The sequence below is a fragment of the Vibrio sp. 10N.261.54.E10 genome (genome assembly GCF_002877735.2).
GTDB lineage: Bacteria > Pseudomonadota > Gammaproteobacteria > Enterobacterales > Vibrionaceae > Vibrio > Vibrio crassostreae_C.
Genome location: NZ_MCXE02000001.1, coordinates 865,229 through 888,497, shown reverse-complemented (window position 1 = coordinate 888,497; position 23,269 = coordinate 865,229). Strand labels below are relative to the sequence as shown.

The following is a 23,269-nucleotide window of genomic DNA, read 5'->3' as shown; positions in this document are numbered from 1 at the left end:
TAGATCCTTTTTTGTCCATTTCGGCTCGCGCAAAGATCATTGCCATTGATCCTTGGGTTATTTCAAAGACATATACACACGTGCAGAACTGCGTTGTTAAGCGTTCAAATGATAATTTAAGAATTCAACGAGTAAGTTTTCCACAAATAAAAAACGGCCTGCAATGCAGGCCGTCTTGTAAATGTCATAAGTCAGTTCAATGTTTCCACTCTGAGCTTTAACTAATCTTGTCACTGAGCTAGTCACACAAGCTTTGTTGATCCGCCATCTTTATTAATCGCGTAAATAAATCAACCAATACCACATGCCAACAAAGATACCGCCGCCGATGATGTTACCGATAGTAACGGGCAGCAAGTTGTTCATCAGAAAGTCCATCATGTTTAGGTCAACATAGTCTGCTGGATTAGCCCCTGTCATTGTCCAGAATTCAGTTGGAGCAAATGTTTTGATACCGATAGCTAAAGGAACTTGGAACATATTCGCAATACAGTGCTCAAAGCCCGATGATACAAACATCGCGACAGGTAAAATCAGTACTGCAATTTTGTCAGTCAGTGTTCGTCCACTAAACGTCATCCATACCGCGATACAAACCAATACGTTACACATGATGCCAAGCGCGATAGCTTGGATAAAACCATGGTGCATTTTGTGCTGAGAGATGGCCATGGCATTCAAACCCACTTGCCCATGGTCGAACATGTACTGTTTAGTCAGAAGCATGCATGCCACTAGCAATAAAGCACCAATAAGGTTACCGATATAAACGGTCGCCCAGTTCTTTACTAGGGTTCCCCAGCTAATCTTGCCACTTGCACGAGCAACAAGAGTGAGCACCGAACTGGTAAATAGTTCACCGCCAGTAACAACAACGAGGATTAGGCCCAAGCTAAATGCAAGGCCACCTAGGACGCGAGTAATACCCCAAGGTAAATCACCAGCGCCAGTGGTTACAATTGTGTAGAACACAAACGCAATACCGATATGTATGCCAGCTGAAATCGCTAGGAGAAAAGATTTGGTTGGATCTTTGGTTGCTTTACCTACGCCAATATCTGCAGCGCGCTCAGCCATTTGTGGCGGTAATAATGAGTCAAATTGGTTTAGATTCATGATGATTTACATTTTGAAACATGTTGTCGGGAGCGCGATAATCCTCTCTTTCATTTCTGAATTCAAGAGCTATTTGGGACTCAAAATACCTCCCACAACCTTGTGGAAAGGAAATAGCCCAAGTTATTCAAAATTCATACGACTTTAGTAGTAAAAAGAAAACTATGCTGAATGATTAGTTATCAGCATAGAAAATAACACATCTATAAATATCAACAAGTTACGTTAAAAATAAAAGAATAACGTACACTAAAATGGCTCACAGAGCGCTTTTATTTCTAGATTTTGACATAGATCAACAGAACGTAAAAAAGCGCCCTAAGGCGCTTTTAACTCAATCACAAATAAAGAAATTAGTGATGCTAAACCGAAGGTTCAATCACTTCTTCTGATGATTGTTCTAGGGTTGAATCCTCTAGAGTAGATTCAACAGCTGGGGACATCACATCAGAGTCACTTTCGTTGGCCACTTTGCCACCTAAGCTTTTCAAACTATCCACTAACTCTTCTAAGCTTTTAATGTGAGCATCACTCTTGGTAATCTGCTCACCGAGCAACTCACTGTGCTTGGTCGCTTCAACCAATTTCTGTGTTTGTTTCTGATTCTCACTTTCTAACTTAGCGAGTCGTTCAGTCAAAGTTTTAATCTCTGACTTTAATGACGCCGTCATGTCTGAGCCTTTCAGCGCTTTAACACTCGCTACAATTTTTTGAGACTGAAGACGCAATACAACATCACGGTGATCTTCATCATTAACCACTCGTGAAATGCTCAATAACTGGTTCTCTGCATTCAAAACCGACTGTTCGAACTGGTCGCCTTTTACGCTCGCCAGCACTTTGACTTCATGAGCAACACTGCGTACGTGGTTTAATTCGAACTCCGCAGCGTGAACTGCGTCTTCAATGATAGACTTTTCACGGGGACTGGCTTTCACTTGGCTTTCTGCCAAAGCAATTTGAGATGCCGCTTTAGCAAACGTCAGTGGAACAACGTCATCGAAATCTTCATCTTCCAAGAACTCTAATTCGTTCTTCAAAGGTTCGATGTATTTCTTATGCGCCACTTTAACTTCTAGTAAGCGAGCATTGTTAAGAAATTCCACCTGAGCTTCTTGAGCGTCTTCAAGCTCATCGACCAGCACATACTCGAACAACTCGCTGTATTCTGAATACAAGCGTTTGTAGCTCGAGGTAAACATGGTATCTGCGCCCAAGAACTTCAGGTAATCCATTTGGACAATCGAATCCGCGAGTACTCGATCAGCCTTCTTCTTTAACACTAAGATCGAGTCATAGTTTGATTTGATCAAAGCGATTTTTTCATCGAAGGCTTCAGCGTAAGTTAGGCTCGAAAAAATGGAGTAACTCTTGGTTATCCGAGTTTCGTCTTTAAGTAAGTCCGCATAAATACTTTCAGCATCATCCCATGCGTCTAATAGTTCATTGTAATTCTCTGGTGCATAGAGAGACAATTGAGCATGGTCTTCAAGCTTAACTTCCCATTCGGAGTAAACGCTTTGGACAGACTGAAATGAACGGACCTCTATTGTCGATTCATTATTGTTGTTTGTGGTTTGGTTCGCGTCTGTCTGCTCTGAGGGTGTACTTTGACAACCTGAGATAGCAAATAGCATACTGATCGTTAATGCTACTTTGTTCGCTCTCACTTATGCATATCCTTTTTATACAATATTCGCTCAATGCAAATTATTTCTAGTCACAATATATTACAACCACTTAGCAATAAACATCACTGATGATTTAAGTGGGTGCAAATCACCCAATATAACCAAAATAAACTCATCACTCGATGATTAATCAATCAATTTGGTATCACTTATCAATTCTCTTTATTTGCTATTGCCTGAGCCGAGAATGCGCACTAAGGTGAAGGTAGAGAACGTTATGAATATATAGGTCAATTATGAAGTACAACGCTGAACATATTGCTGATTTAAACCTCCTTCTTCAATTTGATGTAAGTAGTGCAGCTACTGGAATTAAAGTCCATCAAGAGGCAGCTCAAGAAACTCAAGACGCTGTTAAGCGCCTATTCGAAAAAAACCTTTGTACTCAGCCAGACGGCGGTTACCTAACAGATGAAGGTATCGAGATGGCAGAGCGCGCAGACAAGCTTCTTCGCGTACTAAACTAAAGCTCCATTGTTCTAGTAAAAACTCCACTTGCTTCGGCCGTGGAGTTTTTTCATTTTTGGGCAAAGCTTTGTTAGGCTTATTGTAAATTCGTCATTTGCAGTTGTGAGGAACACATGGCTTCTATATTTATTGTCGGTGCAGGATGGGTAGGTGTACCTTTATCTGAACATTTAGAAAAACATGGTAACCGAGTAGTGGTCACGAAAACGACCCAAGCGGGAGCAGATGCCATTGGTAGCGAACAAATTCCATGTGAAGTGTTTAGCTTTGATTCATCCGACCCACAACAGACTATCGGGCGACTCTATTCATTGTTACTCGAAAACAACACTGAAATTGTGATTGGCAGCTTCCCTCCTGGCTTTAGAAAAGGAGCAGGACAAGAGTATGCCGACTACTGGCAGCAACTCACCAATTCATGCCAAAAGGCCAACATTAAAAAGCTCATTATGGTTAGTTCAACTACGGTATACCCAACTAAGCCGGGTGTGCTGAACGAGCTGGATGCATCACTCCCTCTTTCGACCTCAGATAACGAGCACGCGTCTTTATTTTCCGATAACGCACGAATCATGCTGCAAGCTGAACAGTCAGTGATTGATTCCGGTATCGACTACACCATTCTTCGCTTTAGTGGCTTAATCGGCCCAAGCCGTCACCCATCACGCTTCGCAAGCAAGTTAAAACAAGTCAGCACTCAAGCTCCAGCCAACATGCTGCACCTTGATGATGCAATTGGTGCTGTCGATTTCGCTATCAGTCAACTGCACAATGAAATAGTTAACGTGACCACACCAAATACAGTCAGTAAGGCGGAGTTTTATGCCGCGGCACTGAAAAGCGCCAACAGCAGTGAGCCTCTGCCCGCTTTTGTTGATACACCAGACAAGTTAATCTCTTCGAAGAAGATTCTCGACTTAGGTTATTCATTTAAATTCGAATCCACACTGGACGCACTTCATGACTGAACAATCTATTGCTAACAAAAATCCCAACATAAAACTGCATCGCTCAGTCGACACCCTTTGGAACTTTATGTCGATGGGTCACAAGGTTACGCCTTCCGACTGTATCTTTGTATTGTGTAGCAACGATACTCGCGTAGCTGAATATGCAGCCGAGCTTTATCACCAACAGATCGCGCCTTACATCGTTTTTTCTGGCGGTGTGGGACGCTTTACCGAAAGAAGCTTTGAACGCTCAGAAGCAGAAACATTCGCTTCTATCGCACGAGATTGTGGCGTGCCTGACTCTGACATTATCATAGAGAAACACGCAACAAATACTGGGGAAAATGTACGATTCACTCATGAGTTGCTGACAGAAAAAGGGTTATCGCCGAAAAGGCTAACCTTAGTTCAGAAGCCCTTCATGGAGAAACGTACCTACGCAACCTTCAGTAAACAATGGCCTGACGAAACTTCCGAGATTATCGTGACGTCGCGATGGCAAACTTGGGATGATTACTTTAACGAAGAGTTGCCGTTAGATATGGTGTTAGGCGCATTAATTGCTGATTACGAGCGAATCAAATCCTACCCAGAGAAAAGCTTTCAGATTGAGATGCCGATCCCCGACGACGTTGACCACGCCTATCAAGCATTGAAGAAGCTCGGTTTCGAATAAGCAAAAGTTAGACTTTGAACAAAGTAAAAGCTCGGCAGGAAATAAAACAAAAGCTCGGCTTGGAAGAAAGCAAAACACTGGCCCAATAAACAAAAACGGTGACACTTGGTCACCGTTTTTCGTTCTTTCGCGTTAGCAAATAGAGCTGCTTATTTACCTAACGCTTCTTTGTAGTGCAGACGGCAAACAGAAACGTATTTGTCGTTACCGCCAATAGCCACTTGGTCGCCCTCAGCAATCGCCACACCGTGCTCGTCGGTACGAATTACCATGTTCGCTTTACGGCCACAGTGACAAATTGTTTTAAGCTCAACAAGTTTATCTGCCCAAGACAGTAAGTAACGGCTACCTTCAAACAGTTCACCCAGGAAATCGGTACGTAGGCCGTAACAAAGTACAGGGATGTGCAGCTTATCAACCACTTCTGTTAATTGGTACACCTGCTCCTTCGATAAAAATTGGCACTCATCGATCAAAACACAATGACGCTTTTCTTCCTCATTGAGCTTTTTGATCGCATCAAACATGTTGGTGTCATTTTTAAACAGCTGAGCTTCAGATTGCAGACCAATTCGTGAGCTCACTTTACCGATACCATAGCGATCGTCCAAAGCTGCCGTAAAGATCACTGGCGTCATGCCACGCTCTTGGTAGTTGAATGAAGATTGAAGAAGTGTTGTTGATTTACCCGCATTCATTGCCGAGTAATAAAAATACATCTGAGCCACAGAAATATTCCTGTTAATTAAAAGTTGAAGATAGAAAAGGTGAAAATAGAGAATTCGTGCTAGAAAAAAGGGCTGAAAATCAGCCCTTTTTATAAGATTTACTTACGACGCCAAGTCGTACCTTCTGGGCCATCTTCCAGAACAATACCCAACTCGTTTAGCTTATCACGTGCAAGGTCGGCATTTGCCCAATCCTTTGAAGCACGAGAGTCGTTACGCAGTTTGATCAACGCTTCGATTTCAGCCACTTCGTCGTCGTTACCTGCCGCATCACCTTGTAGGAAGGCTTCTGGCTCTTGGTGAAGAATACCGATGATGTCTGCTAGTTCACGCATCAATGCACCCAGTCCGCTTGCTTTTTCAATGCTTTCAGGCTTGATACGGTTGATTTCACGAGCCATTTCAAACAGTACTGAATAAGCTTCAGGTGTGTTGAAATCATCGTTCATCGCTGTAGAGAATCGAGTCACGTACTCTTCGCCACCGGCAGGAGCGGCTGTAAGGTCTAGGCCACGAAGTGACGTGTATAGACGCTCTAGTGATGCGCGAGCTTGGTTTAGGTTATCTTCGCTGTAGTTTAGCTGGCTACGGTAGTGACCAGACATTAGGAAGTAACGTACCGTTTCAGCATCGTAATGTGCTAGCACGTCACGGATAGTGAAGAAGTTACCCAGTGATTTAGACATCTTCTCTTTGTCTACCATCACCATACCACTGTGCATCCAAGTATTTACATACTGAGTGCCGTGCGCGCAGCAAGACTGTGCGATTTCGTTTTCGTGGTGAGGGAACTGCAGATCTGAACCACCACCGTGGATATCGAAGTGGTTACCAAGAATAGACGAGTTCATTGCTGAACATTCGATGTGCCAACCTGGACGACCCGGGCCCCATGGCGATTCCCATGTAGGTTCACCTGGCTTAGACATCTTCCAAAGAACGAAGTCTAGTGGGCTGCGTTTTGCAGATTCAACATCAACGCGAGCACCCGCTTGAAGCTGATCAAGGTCTTGCTTTGAAAGCTTACCGTATTCGTCGAATTTCTTTACTTCAAACATCACGTCGCCGTTGCTTGCAACGTATGCGAAACCACGTTCAATCAGCTTTTCAACAAGCTCGATGATTTCAGTGATGTATTCTGTCGCACGAGGCTCAACATCTGGACGCTTCATGTTCAATGCATCAAAGTCAGCGTGCATCTCACCGATTAAACGCTCAGTCAGAGAGTCACAAGACTCACCGTTTTCGTTAGCGCGTTTGATGATTTTGTCATCGATATCTGTGATGTTACGAACGAAATTCAAATCGTAACCAAGGTAACGAAGGTAACGAGTTACTACGTCGAAAGAAACGAACGTACGACCATGACCAATATGACAGAGATCGTATATGGTTACCCCACAGACATACATGCCGACTTTGCCAGCTGTAATTGGTTTGAATTCCTCTTTCTGTCTTGTGAGCGTGTTATATATCTTCAGCATGATCTCTATCTATTTTATGGATTAATGAAAATAAGCTCGCAGTATAACAAGTCATACCTTAATAGGTAATCCCTAAAAGCAGGAATTATACCAATCACGGTAAGTAGATGGTCATAAATAGCGCAGAAAAAATGCTTGAGAACAAGGAAGCTCTTTTCGACAAAAAGTTTCGATAAGTAGTTATTCTACATTCAAAATTTCTAACGACGTTATCAAGTGTTTTAACAAGCTAGGATGGCCAGTTATTTACTACGATTGGTATTACCTCAAACATCCGAGTTAAGTTAATGATTTGGTGATTTGAAAGTCTGCCAACATGCGCTAGAATTCGAACTTCATATTAAAAAGACAGTAAGGTAACAATCATGATCATCCTTCACACAAATTTTGGTGATATCAAAGTTCAACTTAACGAAGAAAAAGCACCAGAAACAAGCGCAAACTTTCTACAGTATTGCCGTGACGGTTTCTACGACAACACACTATTCCACCGTGTTATCGATGGTTTCATGATTCAAGGCGGCGGCATGACTTCTGGCCTTAAAGAAAAGGCAACTCGTGCAACGATCAAGAACGAAGCAAACAACGGTCTAGCGAACAAAGTTGGTACGCTAGCAATGGCTCGTACTATGGAACCGCATTCAGCGAGCTCTCAGTTCTTCATCAACGTTAACGACAACTCTTTCCTAAACTTCCGTAGCGAAAGCCTAGACGGTTGGGGCTACTGTGTATTCGCAGAAGTTGTTGAAGGCATGGACATCGTAAACAAGATTAAAGGTGTTAGCACTGGTTCTATGGGTATGCACCAAGATGTACCTCTAGAAGAAGTGATCATCACTGGTACTACAATCGAAGCTTAATTCATCGCTTTCGGTTAGTATTGATGAGCCGATAAAATCAGGATATAGGGAGCGAATCGCTCCCTTTTTTTAGACCTATGAAAACATATTTTATATCAGATCTGCACCTTTCTCCGTCACGAGAAGACATCACAGACTGCTTCTTAACCTTTATGAAGAAAGAAGCCGTAGAAGCGGATGCACTTTACGTATTAGGTGACCTTTTCGAATTCTGGATTGGTGACGATGATAAGAGTGAATTCGCGACTTCTATCCGCCAAGCGTTTATCGACTTAGTGAAAACAGGCGTGCCTTGTTACTTTACTCAAGGGAACCGCGACTTCTTAGTCGGCAAAAAATTTGCTAAGCAAACGGGCGTACAACTTCTCGACGAAGTTTCTACGATCGATATCTACGGGCAAAAAGCGGTAGTATTGCATGGAGACACTCTATGTACTGAAGATGTAAAGTACCTCGCCTTTCGCGAAAAAGTGCATCAGCCATGGTTACAATGGGTCTTCAACCGAATTCCATTTTTCATCAAGAAGAAAATTGTTTCAAAGGTTCAATCAGATATCAAAGATGACAAGCAGACCAAGTCTCTCGACATCATGGATGTGACACAGCAAGAAGTCGAAGATGTGATGGAACGAAACAATGTCGATCTGATGATCCACGGCCATACTCACCGCCCAGACATCCATACATTTAATGCTAACAATTGCACTAAAACCCGTATCGTACTTGGCGATTGGTATACGCAAGGCTCAGTGCTGGTGTTCACGCCGCAAAGTTTTGAACTACAGAATCGAGCGTTTAGCAATAGCTTTTAACATAACGCTTAAACTTTCACTTTGATTATTATTGTCGGTCAGACTTTCTTAGAAAGTGTATGGTAATTTCTAGTGAATTAGCTATTATCTCTCTACCAGAAATAAACCGAACACAGTACCAAGTTGAAATATTCATACGTAGCGCGTCAACCAATACTCGACACAGGCAAGAAAACCATAGGTTACGAGTTGCTATTCAGGGATGGTCCTAAGAACACTTTCCCTGAAGTAGAGCCGGAGCTCGCTACTAGCCGTTTGCTTTCCGATCACTTCTTATCGACCCACTATAATACGTTGGGTGATAAGCTTGGGTTCGTGAACTTCCCATATGCAAGCCTAATCAACTTAGTCCCTACTCTGTTCCCCAAAGAAAGCCTCGTTGTTGAGGTTCTTGAAGACTGCGAACCAACAGACGAATTACTTGAAGCAATCAAAACCATCTTTGACGCGGGTTATACCATTGCGCTAGACGACTTTGTGCCAAGTAAAGCTTGGAAGCGCTTCTTACCCTACGTTTCAATTATCAAGTTCGATATCCGTTTGACGCCAATTGCCAAAGCAGCGATGTTTATGAACTCTCTCAAAGGGCTAGATATCAAGTTCCTTGCTGAGAAAGTAGAAACGTACGAAGAATACCAAGAAGCGAAAAAAGCAGGCTTCACCTATTTTCAAGGTTATTTCTTTAGCAAGCCAGAGATGATCCAAACGCGTGCGCTCAACCCGGCATTCCTGACGACCGTTCAGCTGTTAAAAGAGATTGCGCACGACCCTATCGACTTTGGTGAAGTAGAGCGTTTGATTACGCTCGATGTGACCATGTCGTATAAGCTACTTACCTACGTAAACTCCGCTGGCGGTTCACCAACAACGATTCGTTCATTCCGCCAAGCGCTTATTTACCTTGGTGAACAAAAGCTGCGTAAGTTCGTTTCACTTGTGGCGATCGCATCAGCGAAAGAAGACAAGCCGGACTCACTCTACGGTTTAGCGGTATTACGCGCGCGTCAATGTGAGCTCTTAGTCGAGAAGATGAATGTGAAGGTTGAGCCAGGACAAGCCTTTTTGACCGGTATGTTCTCGCTACTGGATTCACTGTTTGACCAACCGTTGAAGCAAGTACTGGACTCAGTGCCAATCGACGATGAGATTAAACAGGCCCTTATCCAACGTAAAGGCGTGTTAGGTGCGATTTTGGCCATGGTTATTGCTTATGAACAAGCCCGATGGGACGAAGCAACGCGCATTCGTAAACTTCTCAAGCTCAGTGAGGCTCAACTAGGCCAAGCTTACGATGAAGCAACGACTTGGGCACAAGAGCTATTGTCTCCAGCCTTGAAATAGTAAACTTCGCGCTAACACTTTGATAATTCCAATAACTTCAACAGAAACCAAACTTTGGTGAGCGATCGTTTCTTGGTAAACTCCCACGCATTCACTTATGGTCTCTTAATAGAGGCCATTTTTACAGGATCTGACTATGTCTTTATGCCCATGCGGTAGCAAAAATACTTACCAACAGTGCTGTGAATCAGCGCACCTTCACCACAGTGCTGTTGAAACGCCTGAACAGTTGATGCGCTCTCGTTATTCAGCGCACGTGTTGGGTTTAGTTGACTATGTTGTTACGACTTACCACCCTAGCTGCAACGCAGAAGCGCAAAGAGAAGGTATTGCCGAATCTATCAACAGTGATTGGGCAGGACTAGAAGTCATCGATACTGCGGTAGGCTCGCACCAAGACGAAGGCTTTGTTGAGTTTAAAGCTTACTTCAATGAAGAAGGCGCACAATACTGCATGCAAGAACGCTCTCGCTTTATACGTGAAGACGGTCTTTGGTACTACATTGATGGTACCTTCCCAGAGCAGGAACAAACTACACAACCAGAAATTGACCCACGCTTGAATCAAACCGTTGAGAGCTTTAAAATCGGCCGTAATGATCCGTGTATTTGTGGCAGTGGTAAGAAATACAAGAAGTGCTGCGGGTAACTCGTTCGACTAAGAAGTCAGATTAAGAGAAGAGATTCCTGATGTCGCTTAGGCTCCTCGGAATGACGCAAAGTCAGAGGTTAGAAAAGTGACGTAAGGCTTAGAAATCTTGAAATCTTGAAATCTTGAAATCTTGAAATCTTGAAATCTTGAAATCTTGAAATCTTGAAAATTAAAAAACTAAAAAGCCCCGTAAACATGTTTGTTTGCGGGGCTTTTGTCTGTCTTTTACGCGGTTCTATTAATCTAAAGAGAGCTTACTTATGACGCTCTTTCAGCTTGTTTACCACATCATCCATCGATAAGCCTTGGTCTTGAAGAAGAACCATTAGGTGGTAAATCAAATCTGCTGATTCACACACTAACTCCGCCTTATCGCCCGACGTCGCCGCAAGCGCGACTTCAACGCCTTCTTCGCCCACTTTTTGCGAAATACGCTTGGTGCCACGGGCATATAGACTGGCAGTATAAGAAGATTCAGGATCGGCGTCCTTGCGGGCAGCCAATAGCTGCTCAAGCTGATGAAGCCACACCATCTGAGACTCTTCTTGCTTGTCTCCATCCCAACACGTTGTTGTACCTGTGTGGCACGTTGGACCAATGGGATTAACTTTAACCAGTAAGGTGTCGCTGTCACAGTCCAAGGCGATGTTTTGCAGTTGCAATACATTGCCCGACGTTTCACCTTTCGTCCAAAGACGCTCTTTTGTGCGAGAGAAAAACGTCACATTGCCAGTTTCACCCGTTTTCTCAAGTGCGGCTGGGTTCATGTATCCCATCATTAGCACTTGGCTTGACTGGTAATCTTGAACAATCGCTGGCACTAAGCCATCTACTTTTTCCCAGTTAATACGCTCTGACAATGCGCCTACTTCTGTTTTTGATAAGCTTACGGGTTCAAAACTCATAGTCGCACCTCTACATCTTGTTGTTTTAAATACTGTTTAAGTTCACCAATATTGATGACTTGTTTGTGGAATACCGAAGCCGCAAGTGCTCCATCCACGTTGGTCTTTTTATAAGCTTCAGCAAAGTGCTCCATTGCACCAGCGCCACCAGAGGCAATCAATGGCACATTACACACTTCACGCACCATGTTTAACTGATCGATATCATAGCCGTTACGAACGCCATCTTGGTTCATCATGTTTAACACAATCTCACCTGCGCCACGCTTCTGTACTTCCTGCACCCAATCTTTGGTTTCCCATTTGGTTGCTTTAGTACGCGCTTCATCGCCTGTAAATTGGTAAACCTGATATTTACCGGTTTCTTTGTCGAAGTATGAATCGATACCGACAACGATACACTGAACGCCAAACTTATCAGCAAGGTCAGTAATCAGCTGTGGATTAGCCAATGCCGGTGAGTTGATTGACACTTTATCCGCACCAAACTCAAGAATGCGCGCTGCATCTTCTGCTGATTTAATACCACCAGCGACACAGAAAGGGATATCGATCACTTCAGCTACGCGTTTCACCCAGCTTTTATCGACCACACGGCCATCACTTGATGCGGTGATGTCATAAAATACCAATTCATCGGCGCCCTCTTCTGCATAGCGTTGTGCTAGCGGAACGATGTCACCAATAATTTCGTGGTTACGGAACTGAACGCCCTTAACCACTTGTCCGTCACGGACATCCAAACAAGGGATTATTCGCTTTGCCAACATGCAAATGCCTCCTCTGCGGTAAACTTGCCATCAAGTAGCGCACGACCCACAATCACACCCGCAACACCGCTGCCTTTAAGCGCTTCGATATCAGCTAGGCTGCCAATGCCGCCCGATGATTGGAATTGCACTTGTGGGTACTGCTTACAAAGATCAACATAGAGCTCTACGTTTGATCCTTCTAGCGTGCCGTCACGTGAAATATCGGTACACAGCACGTGTTTAAGGCCAACCGTGAGGTAGTCTTCAATCAGCGCTTCAATAGTCACACCTGAATCTTCTTGCCAACCTGAAATCGCCACTTTACGTGTGCCGCTTTCATCAATGTTGATGTCTAGAGCCAGCACGATTTTTTCCGCGCCATACTTCTCCATCCAACCTTTCACCAACTCAGGTTGCTTAACGGCTGTAGAACCAACCACAACGCGCTGTGCGCCAGCTTCTAGCAGATCAACGACATCTTGTTCGTTACGCACGCCACCACCAATCTGGATGTTCGCAGGCGTGCTAGCAAGGAGCTTAGCAATCAAGTCTAACTGACGAGCCGTTGTGTCTTTTGCGCCCGTTAAGTCAACAAGGTGCAGCCAGCCAGCGCCAGCTTGGTGGTACAGATTAAACTGCTCTGCTGGGTCTACTTTGTATTCTGTTACTTGCCCGTAGTCTCCTTGGAATAAGCGAACTACTTGGCCTTCAATTAAATCTAACGCGGGAATAATCATTTACATTCCTTATATGGCAACGTTAGCCGCTGCCTAATCCTTATTACAATTCCAAGAAGTTCTGAATCAGCTTAGAGCCAGCTTTCGAAGATCGCTCTGGGTGGAACTGAACACCATAATAATTGCCACTTTGAACCGCCGCAGTGAACGGATTACCGTAATCACATTGTGCGATTGTGTAGTCGCCCACTGGCATTGCGAAGCTATGAACAAAGTAGAAGTATTCGCCTTCTTCAATGTCTTTAAATAGCGGGTGATTAGGCGTTGCTGTTACTGTGTTCCAACCCATGTGTGGTAATGGTAAGTCGCCCGTTTCAAGTAAACGAACTTCGCCATCACACAAACCTAGGCATTCAACTAACTCATCAGCCTTTTGACCTTTCTCTTGAGACAGTTTGCCTAACAGCTGCATACCTAAACAGATACCCAGCAGAGGCTTCTCAACTTGCTTGACAAGGGTAACAAGGTCACGCTCTTGCAGGTTCTTCATTGCCTCACTTGCTGTACCTACACCGGGTAGGAATAGCTTGTCGGCAGCAAGAACAACTTCTGGTTCTTTTGAAATTTCAACTGCGTAGCCCAGACGTTCAATCGCAAACTTCACCGATGAAACGTTGGCACAACCAGTATCAATAATAACGACTTTTTGCTCTTTCATACCGAACCCTTACAGAACGCCTTTGCTGCTTGGTAACTCGTTACCTTCAACTTTGATTGCTTGGCGAAGAGTACGGCCAAACGCTTTGAACAGGCTCTCAATGATGTGGTGATCATTATTGCCATCAGAAGAAAGGTGTAGCGTACAAGCCAATGTATCAGTTAGAGAACGGAAGAAGTGAACCACCATCTCGGTTGAAAGATCACCCACTTGCTCACGGCTGAACTTAGCATCGAACTTCAGGTATGGACGACCAGAAAGGTCTAACGCACACTGAGCCAAACACTCATCCATTGGTAGGCTTAAACCAAAACGGCCAATACCACGTTTGTCGCCTAGTGCATCTTTCAATGCTTGGCCTAAAGCCAGAGCGGTATCTTCGACTGTGTGGTGATCATCAATGTGCAGGTCGCCCTTCACAGTCAGGTTCATTTGGAAACCACCGTGTGTCGCGATTTGATCAAGCATGTGGTCGAAGAAACCCATGCCGGTATCGATCTTGTTGCCACCGGTTTCATCAAGGTTTACTGCAACCTTGATATCGGTTTCTTTAGTAGTACGAACTACTTCAGCAATACGCGCATTAACCGTCAGATCTTTAACGATTTGTGGCCAGTTAAGCGTGCCTTCAGTTTCCGCATCCGGGCCATATTGAATACCGCGGATAGCCATGTTCTCTGCCAGTTGAAGATCCGTCATTCGGTCGCCAATCACAACAGAGTGTTGGAAATCGACTTTACCGCCTTGTAGGTACTCTTTAACCATACCCAGTTTAGGCTTACGGCAAGAGCAGTTGTCTTCGTCAAAGTGAGGGCAAATAAGCACGTCGTCAAACTTAACGCCTTGAGATTCGAAGAACTCCATCATCATATTGTGTGGTGCATCGAAATCTTCTTGTGGGTAGCTATCGGTACCTAGACCATCTTGGTTAGTCACCATCACTAGACGGTAACCAGCGTCTTGCAGTGCAAGTAGGCTAGGAATTACTCGCGGTTCGAATTTTAGCTTGTCTAAACGATCTACTTGAAAGTCAACTGGCGGCTCTACAATTAAGGTGCCGTCACGGTCTATAAAAAGTATTTTCTGTTGTTTACTCACTTGAACTTCCTTTTAATTTTAAATCTGGTGGCCTAGCTAAAATCAAACGCTAACCCAAAATATTGGTTTCACTTGCCAATCTGCGATTAATCAACTCAAACTGGCAAATGTTATTACTGGTAAGCCTTTCGTTACTGATAAAAGTTACGAATGAATCCAAGTGTCTTTTCGCACTCTTCGCGGTTACCAATACTAATACGAACACAGTCTTCAATAGGTGAATTACGCAAAATAATGCCCGTATCCCAAGCCGCTTTAAATAACTCATCGCCGTTCGGGAATTTCACCAGTAAGTAGTTACCCCAGCCATCAAAAACCGTCACTTGAGGCATACCTAATAGACCCGCCTGCAAATACGCTCGGTTAGCACTTAAATCCAGAACTTGGAACTTAGCTCGCGCGAGTCCTTGCTCTGAAAGTGCTTGAACGGCAATGTCAGCAACAGGGATTGGCACTGGATAAGGAGCAATCACTTTCAACAGTACATCGATAAGCTCTTTGTTCGCTAGCGTAAAGCCACAACGTAAGCCCGCCAAAGCAAAGGCCTTCGACAAGGTGCGCAGAATCGCTAGGTTTGGATATTGCTCAAGCAAATCAACGGTTGACGCTTCTGGACAAAAATCGATATACGCTTCATCCATCACCACAATCGCTTTGTCTTGTGTCATTTCAAGCAACTTGATGATGTCTTTGCGATCAACCAAATTACCGGTTGGGTTATTTGGGCTACAAACAAACACCACTTTTACGTTGTCGAGCTGAGCTTCGATAGCTGGAAGATCCAATTGCCATTCAGAAGTCAGAGGCACAACCTTACGCTCAACACCAATCGTCTCTGCACTGATTGCGTACATACCGTAAGTGGGTGGGCAGTAAAGAATAGCGTCTTCGTTCGGCTCACAGAAAGCACGAATCAGTAATTCAATACCTTCGTCAGCACCACGCGTTGTCAGAGTTTGCTCTGATTTCACGCCTGCGTATTGAGCGTAAGCATCAATCAGCTCTTTTGGCTGACATTCGCTGTAACGGTTAAGACGAGACAAGTTCAGGTTGTACTCGTTATCAAACGGAGATTCGTTGGCGTTTAGCCATACATCACCAGTACCGCCTATGCGTCTTGCAGACAAGTAAGGTGTTAGAGCCTGAACTTGTTTTCTTGCTAACTTTTCCATGCCCTACCCTTATTTCGCTTTATTTAGCTGTTCAAATCGATTTAATTTTTCAACTCGGATGGTCACCGCACGTTTGTGCGCATCCAAACCTTCGGCTTCCGCCATTGTGACTACCGTTGGCGCTAGGCCTTTCAACCCATCGGCTGTTAGCTCCTGCACCGTCATTCGCTTAGAGAAATCAGCCAAACCTAGGCTTGAATACGTCTTGGTATAACCGTAAGTCGGAAGAACGTGGTTTGTGCCGGATGCGTAGTCACCTGCAGATTCTGGAGACCAGTCACCAAGGAAAATTGAGCCTGCATTATCTAGCAATGGCAGCAATTCACGTGGGTTCTTGGTTTGAACGATCAAGTGCTCAGGACCGTAGAAATTCGAAATCGCAATCGCTTGAGTGATCGATTCAGCAATGATGATTAAGCTTGAAGCCAATGCTTGCTGAGCGATGTTCGCACGAGACAGTTCTTTCAGTTGCTTTTGAACCGCTTCTGTTACTTGGTCTGCAACCACTGGAGATGGAGTTACCAATACTACTTGAGAGTCAGGCCCGTGTTCCGCTTGGCTCAACAAATCCGCTGCAATGAAGTCTGCATCAGCCGTTTCATCAGCAATCACTAACACTTCAGATGGGCCAGCTGGCATATCAATAGCTGCTCCGCGGAAGTCATTACTCACTTGGCGCTTTGCTTCCGTAACGTAGGCATTACCTGGGCCGAAGATCTTATCGACTTTAGCCACACTCTCGGTACCGTAAGCCATTGCTGCAACCGCTTGACCACCACCAACGTTGTAAACTTCGTCGATCTTACAAAGCTTAGCGACATACAAGATTTCATCAGCGATTGGCGGAGGTGAACAAAGCACAACCTTACGACAACCTGCGATTTGAGCAGGAACACCTAACATAAGAACCGTTGACGGTAGTGGCGCACTGCCACCGGGAATATAAAGGCCAACAGTATTAATCGCGCGCGTCACTTGCTCACACACAACACCAGGCTGTGTCTCAACCTTAATTGGCTGCGGCTTTTGAGCTTCGTGAAACTTAGCAATGTTGCTATAAGCTTGCTCTAACGCTTGCTTCATCTCTGGTGTTAGACGAGCACACGCCTCTTCAATCTCACCCGAACTGACTCGGATAGATTCTGGAGTTACACCATCAAACTTTGCAGTCAGCTTTTTAAGCGCGGCATCGCCTTCATTTCGTACTTTTGCAATAACATCAGAAACAGTCGCTGTGATGTTTGCACCTTCAGTAATAGCTGGACGCTCTAATACCGAGTCTTGCTGTGATTCACTTAAAGATTGCCAAACAACGGTTCTCATCGTCACTACCCCATCATTTTTTCGATTGGTAATACTAGAATCGAGCTTGCACCCAACTCTTTCAGCTGTTCCATTGTTTCCCAGAACAAGTTCTCTGTACTTACTAGGTGCACGGCAACTTTGTCTTTGTCTGTAGATAGAGGAAGAACCGTTGGATCTTCAGCACCAGGCAGTAGTGCTTTGATTTGCTCTAGTTGAGAGGTTGGCGCGTGAAGCATGATGTACTTCGACTCTTTCGCTTGTTGAACACCCTGCATACGAGTCAGTAGTTTTTCAATCAGTGCGGTCTTGTCTGCGTCGAAGTCGCCAACACGTTGAATCAGTGTTGCTTTCGATTGGAAGATAGCTTCTGCTTCTTTTAGGCCGTTCGCTTCAAGCGTTGCACCTGTAGAAACTAAATCAGCGATAGCGTCTGCAAGGCCAGCGCGAGGCGCGACTTCAACCGAACCTGTTAGCATACAAGTGCTGAACTCAACACCCTGCTCGTCCATGTAGGCTTTAAGTAGTTGTGGGTAGGTTGTCGCAATACGTTTGCCCGCTAAGTCTTGTGGGCCGTTGTATTCTTCGTCTTTATTAATAGCGATTGAAAGGCGGCAACCACCGAAGTCTAAACGACGTAGTGTGCGGAACTCTGAAGGCTCTTTAAGAGCAACACGATCTAGACGAACTTCTTCTAGTTCATTTTCACCGATGAAACCAAGGTCAACTACACCATCCATGATAAGACCTGGGATGTCGTCATCACGAACGAGTAACAAGTCGATTGGCATATTTAGTGAGTGAACCACTAGGCGCTCACCCATGATATTAAATTTAACACCACATTTTTTAAGTAGGTCTTGGCACTCTTTACTTAAGCGACCTTTCTTTTGAATTGCGATTCTTAGGCGTTGTGTCTGCATTGCTGTATCCCTGTGCAAATATTTGAATTTATTGATTATTTAAAAGCGCTAAAACTAAAAAACCCTCGGGGACTTTGTCATCCCGAGGGTTTAAATCTAAATTCTTTTGACTTAACCTCCGGGAGTAATCTTGCTCCCGGGTATACGTAAATCTCCCCGAAAGACTAGATAGGGTGATGATGGTGATGAATGTTCATTACTAATTTACGCATACTTATCAGCTCTTAGGTTGTTTGCTGTCTTGTCTCCACACTAACTAAGCTGACATCCTTTTTCAACCATTTATTCGAACTTTTTTCACGAAACTTAAAATTAAATTAACAGGCACAAAAAAGGGAGGCAAACGCCTCCCTGATAGTTTACTGATTAACTTTCAATTTTAGCTTTTGCACGTCGCCATTTTGCAGCGAGAGAAGTAAGCCAATGCAAAACATACAGCAACAAACGTTAGAGACGCTGCGCCAAATGCGATGCCAATTGAAGATGTCATACCTAGAGTGATGAAACCAATGCACGATACGAACGCTACAGACAACGCGTATGGAAGCTGAGTCGAGACGTGGTCGATGTGGTTACAACGAGCACCAGTAGAAGACAGAATCGTCGTATCTGAGATTGGAGAACAGTGGTCACCAAATACTGCACCCGCTAGAACCGCACTTAGCATTGGAAGAATCAGTGCGATATCCGATGCTGCAGCCATATCACCCGCGATTGGTAGCATGATACCGAACGTACCCCAAGATGTACCTGTAGAGAACGCCATAACGCCCGCTAGAAGGAACAACATAACCGGTAACCAGTGGTAATCAATGCTGCCTGTTACTAGAGACGATAGGTAAGAACCCGTTTTCATGTCGCCGATAACAGAACCGATAGTCCATGCAAACACAAGAATCAGAATCGCGCCAAACATAGAGCTAGCACCGATCCACATTGTTCTTGCGATATCAGTCATAGATAGCTTTTGCTTGAATACTGTCGCTAGTGCTACTAGTAAGCCAATAACACCACCGTAAACAAGAGACTTACCTACATCCGTGTTTTCGAATGCGCCTAGAAGGTTGAATGCTTGGCCATCAGCAGCCAGCGCTTGGCCGCCTGTGTAAAGCATTGCAGCCACTGTCGCTACAATTAGCGATACGATTGGCATAACAAGATCAGAAACTGAACCGTTTTCGCTCTCTTCGATATCTAACTCTTCGTTTAGATCGTGAGCTTGCTTTTGATCGTTGTCACCTTCAAAGCCACGGCCTTGAGATGCTTCGATCTCATGCTCACGCATCTTACCAACGTCTAGACCGAACCATGCTACTGCGAACACCATTAGTAGTGCGAATACAGCGTAGAAGTTCATTGGGATAAGACGAACGTAAGCACCCAGTGCAGAATACTCTGTCACACCGTGTGTCACTAAGATGCCACCAATGATCGTGATGATGTAAGCACCCCAGCTAGAAGCAGGCATGATCACACACATAGGAGCAGCAGTTGAATCTAGGATATAAGCAAGCTTAGCGCGAGATACATAGAAGCGGTCTGTTACAGGACGAGAGATAGCACCAACCGCTAGGCTGTTAAAGTAGTCATCAACAAAGATGAATACACCTAAGAAAGCAGCAAGTAGTTTTGAACCACGTTTGCTCTTAACGCGAGACTGTGCCCACTCCGCGAATGCGCGAGTACCGCCAGACAGTGTTAATAATGCCGTTGTCATTCCAAGAATAATTAGGAATGCAATGATGCTCATGTTCCAAGTGTTGATGCCACCATCTTCGATGAAAACACCAGATGCTTTAGTAAACACGTAGCTAGCTGCGTTACCTACTGAGTAATCAGCAAGTAGAATCGCACCCATGATGATACCGACACCCAAAGAAACCAATACACGGCGGGTAACAATAGCAAGGCTCAAAGCCACAAGGGGCGGAAGCAAAGATAAAGGTGATGTTGCAAAATCTATTAAATTCATGATCTTCAAAAACCAGTTTTTTATTTGGCTAGAGATCTACTGCAGACAAACTTGATACGGCTGACCAAGCTCATGTTGAACTAAGCGAAAGGGAAGTGAACACTTCACCCAACCCTACAGTAGCGCTCCATAGTTTAAAATTAAGACTATGGCAGTGTTGTACCTATTGAGCACAACCCCAGCAAATTGCTTAGATATACAATTTACTTCGGCAATTACACCTTTCATTCCCGTTCATTGGCATCACCCCAACGGAAGTTACTTTTTATAATTGCACCTCTACGTGCGATAACATTATTAACCGTGTAAACCAGAGTTTAACAACAAATTAACCAACACCTCGCATCAGGTAGCCGCAATTGTACTCATCAAGAGCAACAATGCAACATATCATTCCGAGAAAAATAGCTTTTTGTTAATGAACTAATCAATAGAAGAATAGTCTACATAAGTTGACTACTCCACCTGTCACATATCATTTTTTAAGATATTCTTAATAATTATTATAAATTCAATAGAAATACTGCTCTGAATTTTCAACTATTCATCTCACTTTTATATTTAAATATGTAATAGAAGAAATACTATTTGTTTTATTCCTAGGCTCTGTTTATTATTAGGAAGATTATTTAGTTTACCTTGATGGAAAATATCATGTCTGAATTAACAAAAACTCTATTAAATATCCGCAGCCTTCGTGCGTTCTCACGTGAATTAACTCTTGAGCAACTTGAAGAAGCGCTAGACAAGCTGACTATTGTTGTACAAGAGCGTCAAGAGTCTGAAGCTGAAGAGCGTGCTGCTAAAGCAGAGCAAGAAGCTAAGCTTTCTGCTATTGCTGAACAAATTGCAAAAGACGGAATTGATGTTGCCGATCTTATTGCTGCACTTTCTGGTGAAGCAAAATCTAAAACAACAAAAGCTAAACGCGCTCCTCGCCCAGCGAAATACAAATACGTAGACGCAAACGGCGACGAGAAGACTTGGACAGGTCAAGGCCGTACGCCTTCAGCTATCCAAGAACAGCTAGATGCTGGTAAATCTCTAGAAGAGTTTGCTATCTAAACATTTAGTTTACTTAGTGAGTAATCAATTACACGCTAAGCGATAGAATTAATATTTAAGTCGACCAAAGTATTATTTACGACTTCAATATATTCAGAAACAAAAAAGGCTCCTTTCGGAGCCTTTTTTATATTTGTACTATCAGTATTAGAAACCAACTGATACTGATAGTACTACTGATTAAAGAAAGTAACTTATCTTTCCCAGTACGCTTCTTCTAGGCTATCTTCTCTTTCAGGAAGGCCACGAGATAAACGTGGAGAGTGTTGAACCAACACTTCATAGCTAGCACGGTTAGAATATTTACAAACTTGTGAGAACGAAGAGTACGTCAAGAATGAATGTTGGTGTTTACTTGAGTTTGGCACGTTTTCTTTGTGGTACTTATTAGCAGCCATATCATGTAATAAAGCTGATAACGCAGCATCACCTGCACCATTGGTATTTTTGATCTTTTCTGGTCCACCCATGTATGGCGCAATGTGCGAATACACTTTAGTTGGGTTTTCACATAAATCTTTATGCGCAGGACGGCTAAATTCAAAACGGTTGAATTCCGCAATTGAACCTGGAAGTAAAGGCAGTGACGTTTCACGCTTAGCTGCATCTTCTGTATAACCAGCCATAAATAGGCCAACAGGTCCCGCAGTACATAGAACAAGGTCTACCCAGTCTAGCGCTTTATCTGATGCAGCCAGTGGATCGCTTTCACCCGTTAACGCTTCAGCTTCGTCTTCATTCATTGCAACAACCGTTACGTGTTGCTCAAGGAAATCTTTCCAGAATTCTGGATCATCTTGAATAACGAACTTAGTACCTAGTGTAAGAACGACTGGCACATCGTATTTCTTCGCGTATTCGATCGCTTTCATTGTTGCTTCAGGCATCGGGTCGCCTGGCTTACAGCGAACTAAATAAGCCGTTAAAACTAAAGCAGAAGCACTTTTGAAGATTTTTTCAGGAATGCTTTCTGGTTTTAATTGGTTCATTTGTCCTTCGCTAATTGCGAAAGTACGTTCACCGTCTTCTGTAATTAATGCAAAGCAGCGACCAATTGCGCCATCTACCCCTTGTAAATGGTTCAGATCCATTCTGCTTGATGTATTACATAAATAGCGATAACCGTAACTACCAATCTTAATATCTTGGCTCATTACACCTAACAGTGTAGAACGGTCATCCGCTAGCACTGAATAGTTGTGTAATGTGTTACCAATTGTGCCACCAGCGTATTCATTGGTAATCAGGCACTGCTCTTTTAATTCTTGATACAAAGATTCAGCGGCTGCGTCGCCAATAACCAGTGAATGTCCCTTGCTCAAACCATACTTCTCAATAAGTTCAGAACTCACCTTTGCTTCAATATCCACCAATGTTTGGTCAATACCGATAATATGAGTGCGTGACATTCTTTTACTGCTTTGAGCTTGGCTCACTAGAGGATCACGAGCGTGAACCGGAAAGTAGTGCTTTGATTTACGTTGTCCAGGGAATTTCATAGGGCTAGTCTAAGTCAAGGGGAAATAGGTGGCGGATTCTACCGCGCTATATTTAACGCGGCAATCTTTCAAACTATAGCAAACGTTTGCTGAAGGTTTTTTTTATTCGCCTTCCATAAAGCTTAAATCAGGCAGCATGCCCAAATGCTCTGCGTAACGTTTTTGATTAAACTCCGCGCCGTTTTTCATAACGTCAAATACTTCAATTGCCAGTGCACATGCCATAGCCGCAATTGCTTCTTCACGTGGAGTGCCTGTCATCATTAAACGCATCAACGTCTCTTTCACTTTCACTGGTTCGCCATCTTCAAGCTGGTTCTCGATGATCTCAATCAGCTCTTCTTCTTGCATAAATTCATTTTGTTCAGACATTTTTTTATCTCAGGTCTTGGATTTCGAGCGACTATG

At 43.8% G+C, this 23,269-nt stretch carries 23 protein-coding genes, 1 riboswitch and 1 other annotated feature; of the genes, 8 read left to right on the top strand and 15 right to left on the bottom strand.

Going from position 1 to position 23,269, the window contains the following annotated elements; all coding sequences use genetic code 11:
- Positions 1 to 273: 273 nt before the first annotated feature.
- Together focA and BCU07_RS03935 are read right to left on the bottom strand one after the other, a co-directional pair.
- Positions 274 to 1,116, bottom strand: a complete 843-nt coding sequence (gene focA / locus BCU07_RS03940; protein WP_065583873.1) for a formate transporter FocA — start codon at positions 1,114 to 1,116, stop codon at positions 274 to 276.
- A gap of 362 nt (positions 1,117 to 1,478) precedes the next feature.
- The gene (locus tag BCU07_RS03935; RefSeq protein WP_102429170.1) at positions 1,479 to 2,786 is read right to left on the bottom strand and encodes an ATPase; all 1,308 of its coding nucleotides are present in this window, start codon (positions 2,784 to 2,786) and stop codon (positions 1,479 to 1,481) included.
- A 257-nt stretch (positions 2,787 to 3,043) separates the two neighbouring features.
- On the opposite strand from BCU07_RS03935, the gene BCU07_RS03930 reads away from it, so the two are divergent.
- From BCU07_RS03930 to BCU07_RS03920, 3 genes are all read left to right on the top strand, one after another.
- Positions 3,044 to 3,274, top strand: coding sequence for a TIGR02647 family protein (locus BCU07_RS03930; protein WP_017060280.1), 231 nt, complete (start codon positions 3,044 to 3,046; stop codon positions 3,272 to 3,274).
- Between the two features lie 114 nt (positions 3,275 to 3,388).
- Entirely contained in the window at positions 3,389 to 4,243 is an 855-nt protein-coding gene (locus tag BCU07_RS03925; RefSeq protein WP_102429169.1) for an NAD(P)H-binding protein, read from the top strand.
- A complete protein-coding gene (locus BCU07_RS03920) occupies positions 4,236 to 4,901 on the top strand; it encodes a YdcF family protein (RefSeq protein WP_102429168.1) in 666 nt (221 codons plus the stop codon). Before BCU07_RS03925 ends, BCU07_RS03920 begins: the two co-directional genes overlap by 8 nt.
- 149 nt (positions 4,902 to 5,050) lie before the next feature.
- Here BCU07_RS03920 and BCU07_RS03915 read toward each other — a convergent pair whose 3' ends face one another.
- Both BCU07_RS03915 and cysS read right to left on the bottom strand, forming a co-directional pair.
- A complete protein-coding gene (locus tag BCU07_RS03915) occupies positions 5,051 to 5,629 on the bottom strand; it encodes a thymidine kinase (protein ID WP_017060277.1) in 579 nt (192 codons plus the stop codon).
- Positions 5,630 to 5,727: 98 nt separating this feature from the next.
- Positions 5,728 to 7,113 carry a cysteine--tRNA ligase gene (cysS, locus tag BCU07_RS03910; RefSeq protein WP_017060276.1) on the bottom strand — a complete coding sequence of 462 codons (1,386 nt, stop codon included), beginning with the start codon at positions 7,111 to 7,113 and terminating at the stop codon, positions 5,728 to 5,730.
- A 365-nt stretch (positions 7,114 to 7,478) separates the two neighbouring features.
- Here cysS and BCU07_RS03905 point away from each other — a divergent pair, with 365 nt between their 5' ends.
- From BCU07_RS03905 to BCU07_RS03890, 4 genes are all read left to right on the top strand, one after another.
- A complete protein-coding gene (locus tag BCU07_RS03905; RefSeq protein WP_017060275.1) occupies positions 7,479 to 7,973 on the top strand; it encodes a peptidylprolyl isomerase in 495 nt (164 codons plus the stop codon).
- Positions 7,974 to 8,050: 77 nt separating this feature from the next.
- The gene (gene lpxH, locus BCU07_RS03900) at positions 8,051 to 8,785 is read left to right on the top strand and encodes a UDP-2,3-diacylglucosamine diphosphatase (RefSeq protein WP_017060274.1); all 735 of its coding nucleotides are present in this window, start codon (positions 8,051 to 8,053) and stop codon (positions 8,783 to 8,785) included.
- Between the two features lie 123 nt (positions 8,786 to 8,908).
- On the top strand, positions 8,909 to 10,126 hold the full coding sequence (locus tag BCU07_RS03895; RefSeq protein WP_029235300.1) for an EAL and HDOD domain-containing protein: 1,218 nt from the start codon (positions 8,909 to 8,911) through the stop codon (positions 10,124 to 10,126).
- Positions 10,127 to 10,262: 136 nt separating this feature from the next.
- The gene (locus tag BCU07_RS03890; protein WP_102429167.1) at positions 10,263 to 10,775 is read left to right on the top strand and encodes a YchJ family protein; all 513 of its coding nucleotides are present in this window, start codon (positions 10,263 to 10,265) and stop codon (positions 10,773 to 10,775) included.
- 257 nt (positions 10,776 to 11,032) lie between these two features.
- Here the strand turns inward: BCU07_RS03890 and hisIE are convergent, their stop codons facing one another.
- The 9 genes from hisIE to BCU07_RS03845 all read right to left on the bottom strand — a co-directional run bounded on the left by hisIE (position 11,033) and on the right by BCU07_RS03845 (position 20,297).
- A complete protein-coding gene (gene hisIE, locus BCU07_RS03885; RefSeq protein ID WP_017060271.1) occupies positions 11,033 to 11,683 on the bottom strand; it encodes a bifunctional phosphoribosyl-AMP cyclohydrolase/phosphoribosyl-ATP diphosphatase HisIE in 651 nt (216 codons plus the stop codon).
- On the bottom strand, positions 11,680 to 12,453 hold the full coding sequence (gene hisF, locus BCU07_RS03880) for an imidazole glycerol phosphate synthase subunit HisF (protein ID WP_017060270.1): 774 nt from the start codon (positions 12,451 to 12,453) through the stop codon (positions 11,680 to 11,682). The genes hisIE and hisF overlap by 4 nt, the downstream gene beginning before the upstream one ends.
- Positions 12,435 to 13,172, bottom strand: a complete 738-nt coding sequence (gene hisA / locus BCU07_RS03875; protein ID WP_012604374.1) for a 1-(5-phosphoribosyl)-5-[(5-phosphoribosylamino)methylideneamino]imidazole-4-carboxamide isomerase — start codon at positions 13,170 to 13,172, stop codon at positions 12,435 to 12,437. The genes hisF and hisA overlap by 19 nt, the downstream gene beginning before the upstream one ends.
- A 43-nt stretch (positions 13,173 to 13,215) precedes the next feature.
- Positions 13,216 to 13,830: an imidazole glycerol phosphate synthase subunit HisH gene (hisH, locus tag BCU07_RS03870; protein WP_017060268.1), complete on the bottom strand. Its 615-nt coding sequence runs from the start codon at positions 13,828 to 13,830 to the stop codon at positions 13,216 to 13,218.
- A 9-nt stretch (positions 13,831 to 13,839) separates the two neighbouring features.
- Positions 13,840 to 14,928 (bottom strand): bifunctional histidinol-phosphatase/imidazoleglycerol-phosphate dehydratase HisB, encoded by a 1,089-nt coding sequence (hisB, locus tag BCU07_RS03865; protein ID WP_102429166.1) that lies wholly within the window; start codon positions 14,926 to 14,928, stop codon positions 13,840 to 13,842.
- 131 nt (positions 14,929 to 15,059) lie between these two features.
- Positions 15,060 to 16,100 carry a histidinol-phosphate transaminase gene (gene hisC / locus BCU07_RS03860; RefSeq protein WP_017060266.1) on the bottom strand — a complete coding sequence of 347 codons (1,041 nt, stop codon included), beginning with the start codon at positions 16,098 to 16,100 and terminating at the stop codon, positions 15,060 to 15,062.
- Between the two features lie 9 nt (positions 16,101 to 16,109).
- Positions 16,110 to 17,429: a histidinol dehydrogenase gene (gene hisD, locus BCU07_RS03855; RefSeq protein ID WP_102429165.1), complete on the bottom strand. Its 1,320-nt coding sequence runs from the start codon at positions 17,427 to 17,429 to the stop codon at positions 16,110 to 16,112.
- The gene (hisG, locus tag BCU07_RS03850) at positions 17,429 to 18,325 is read right to left on the bottom strand and encodes an ATP phosphoribosyltransferase (RefSeq protein ID WP_017060264.1); all 897 of its coding nucleotides are present in this window, start codon (positions 18,323 to 18,325) and stop codon (positions 17,429 to 17,431) included. The genes hisD and hisG overlap by 1 nt, the downstream gene beginning before the upstream one ends.
- Before the next feature lie 53 nt (positions 18,326 to 18,378).
- Positions 18,379 to 18,514: a sequence feature (His leader region), on the bottom strand.
- A 190-nt stretch (positions 18,515 to 18,704) separates the two neighbouring features.
- Positions 18,705 to 20,297, bottom strand: a complete 1,593-nt coding sequence (locus BCU07_RS03845; RefSeq protein WP_017060263.1) for a Na+/H+ antiporter NhaC family protein — start codon at positions 20,295 to 20,297, stop codon at positions 18,705 to 18,707.
- A gap of 112 nt (positions 20,298 to 20,409) precedes the next feature.
- Positions 20,410 to 20,587: riboswitch (Lysine riboswitch) on the bottom strand.
- 364 nt (positions 20,588 to 20,951) lie between these two features.
- On the opposite strand from BCU07_RS03845, the gene BCU07_RS03840 reads away from it, so the two are divergent.
- Entirely contained in the window at positions 20,952 to 21,362 is a 411-nt protein-coding gene (locus BCU07_RS03840) for an H-NS family nucleoid-associated regulatory protein (RefSeq protein WP_017060262.1), read from the top strand.
- Between the two features lie 194 nt (positions 21,363 to 21,556).
- Here the strand turns inward: BCU07_RS03840 and BCU07_RS03835 are convergent, their stop codons facing one another.
- Positions 21,557 to 22,861, bottom strand: a complete 1,305-nt coding sequence (locus BCU07_RS03835) for an inosine/guanosine kinase (protein WP_017060261.1) — start codon at positions 22,859 to 22,861, stop codon at positions 21,557 to 21,559.
- Positions 22,862 to 22,963: 102 nt separating this feature from the next.
- Positions 22,964 to 23,233: a hypothetical protein gene (locus BCU07_RS03830; protein ID WP_010439986.1), complete on the bottom strand. Its 270-nt coding sequence runs from the start codon at positions 23,231 to 23,233 to the stop codon at positions 22,964 to 22,966.
- Between the last annotated feature and the right edge of the window lie 36 nt (positions 23,234 to 23,269).

Coding starts and splice junctions, on each gene's coding strand:
- focA (WP_065583873.1), bottom strand. CDS start 1,116: ATGAATCTAAACCAATTTGACTCATTATTACCGCCACAAATGGCTGAG.
- BCU07_RS03930 (WP_017060280.1), top strand. CDS start 3,044: ATGAAGTACAACGCTGAACATATTGCTGATTTAAACCTCCTTCTTCAA.
- BCU07_RS03925 (WP_102429169.1), top strand. CDS start 3,389: ATGGCTTCTATATTTATTGTCGGTGCAGGATGGGTAGGTGTACCTTTA.
- BCU07_RS03920 (WP_102429168.1), top strand. CDS start 4,236: ATGACTGAACAATCTATTGCTAACAAAAATCCCAACATAAAACTGCAT.
- cysS (WP_017060276.1), bottom strand. CDS start 7,113: ATGCTGAAGATATATAACACGCTCACAAGACAGAAAGAGGAATTCAAA.
- BCU07_RS03905 (WP_017060275.1), top strand. CDS start 7,479: ATGATCATCCTTCACACAAATTTTGGTGATATCAAAGTTCAACTTAAC.
- lpxH (WP_017060274.1), top strand. CDS start 8,051: ATGAAAACATATTTTATATCAGATCTGCACCTTTCTCCGTCACGAGAA.
- BCU07_RS03890 (WP_102429167.1), top strand. CDS start 10,263: ATGTCTTTATGCCCATGCGGTAGCAAAAATACTTACCAACAGTGCTGT.
- hisIE (WP_017060271.1), bottom strand. CDS start 11,683: ATGAGTTTTGAACCCGTAAGCTTATCAAAAACAGAAGTAGGCGCATTG.
- hisF (WP_017060270.1), bottom strand. CDS start 12,453: ATGTTGGCAAAGCGAATAATCCCTTGTTTGGATGTCCGTGACGGACAA.
- hisA (WP_012604374.1), bottom strand. CDS start 13,172: ATGATTATTCCCGCGTTAGATTTAATTGAAGGCCAAGTAGTTCGCTTA.
- hisH (WP_017060268.1), bottom strand. CDS start 13,830: ATGAAAGAGCAAAAAGTCGTTATTATTGATACTGGTTGTGCCAACGTT.
- hisC (WP_017060266.1), bottom strand. CDS start 16,100: ATGGAAAAGTTAGCAAGAAAACAAGTTCAGGCTCTAACACCTTACTTG.
- hisG (WP_017060264.1), bottom strand. CDS start 18,325: ATGCAGACACAACGCCTAAGAATCGCAATTCAAAAGAAAGGTCGCTTA.
- BCU07_RS03845 (WP_017060263.1), bottom strand. CDS start 20,297: ATGAATTTAATAGATTTTGCAACATCACCTTTATCTTTGCTTCCGCCC.
- BCU07_RS03840 (WP_017060262.1), top strand. CDS start 20,952: ATGTCTGAATTAACAAAAACTCTATTAAATATCCGCAGCCTTCGTGCG.
- BCU07_RS03835 (WP_017060261.1), bottom strand. CDS start 22,861: ATGAAATTCCCTGGACAACGTAAATCAAAGCACTACTTTCCGGTTCAC.
- BCU07_RS03830 (WP_010439986.1), bottom strand. CDS start 23,233: ATGTCTGAACAAAATGAATTTATGCAAGAAGAAGAGCTGATTGAGATC.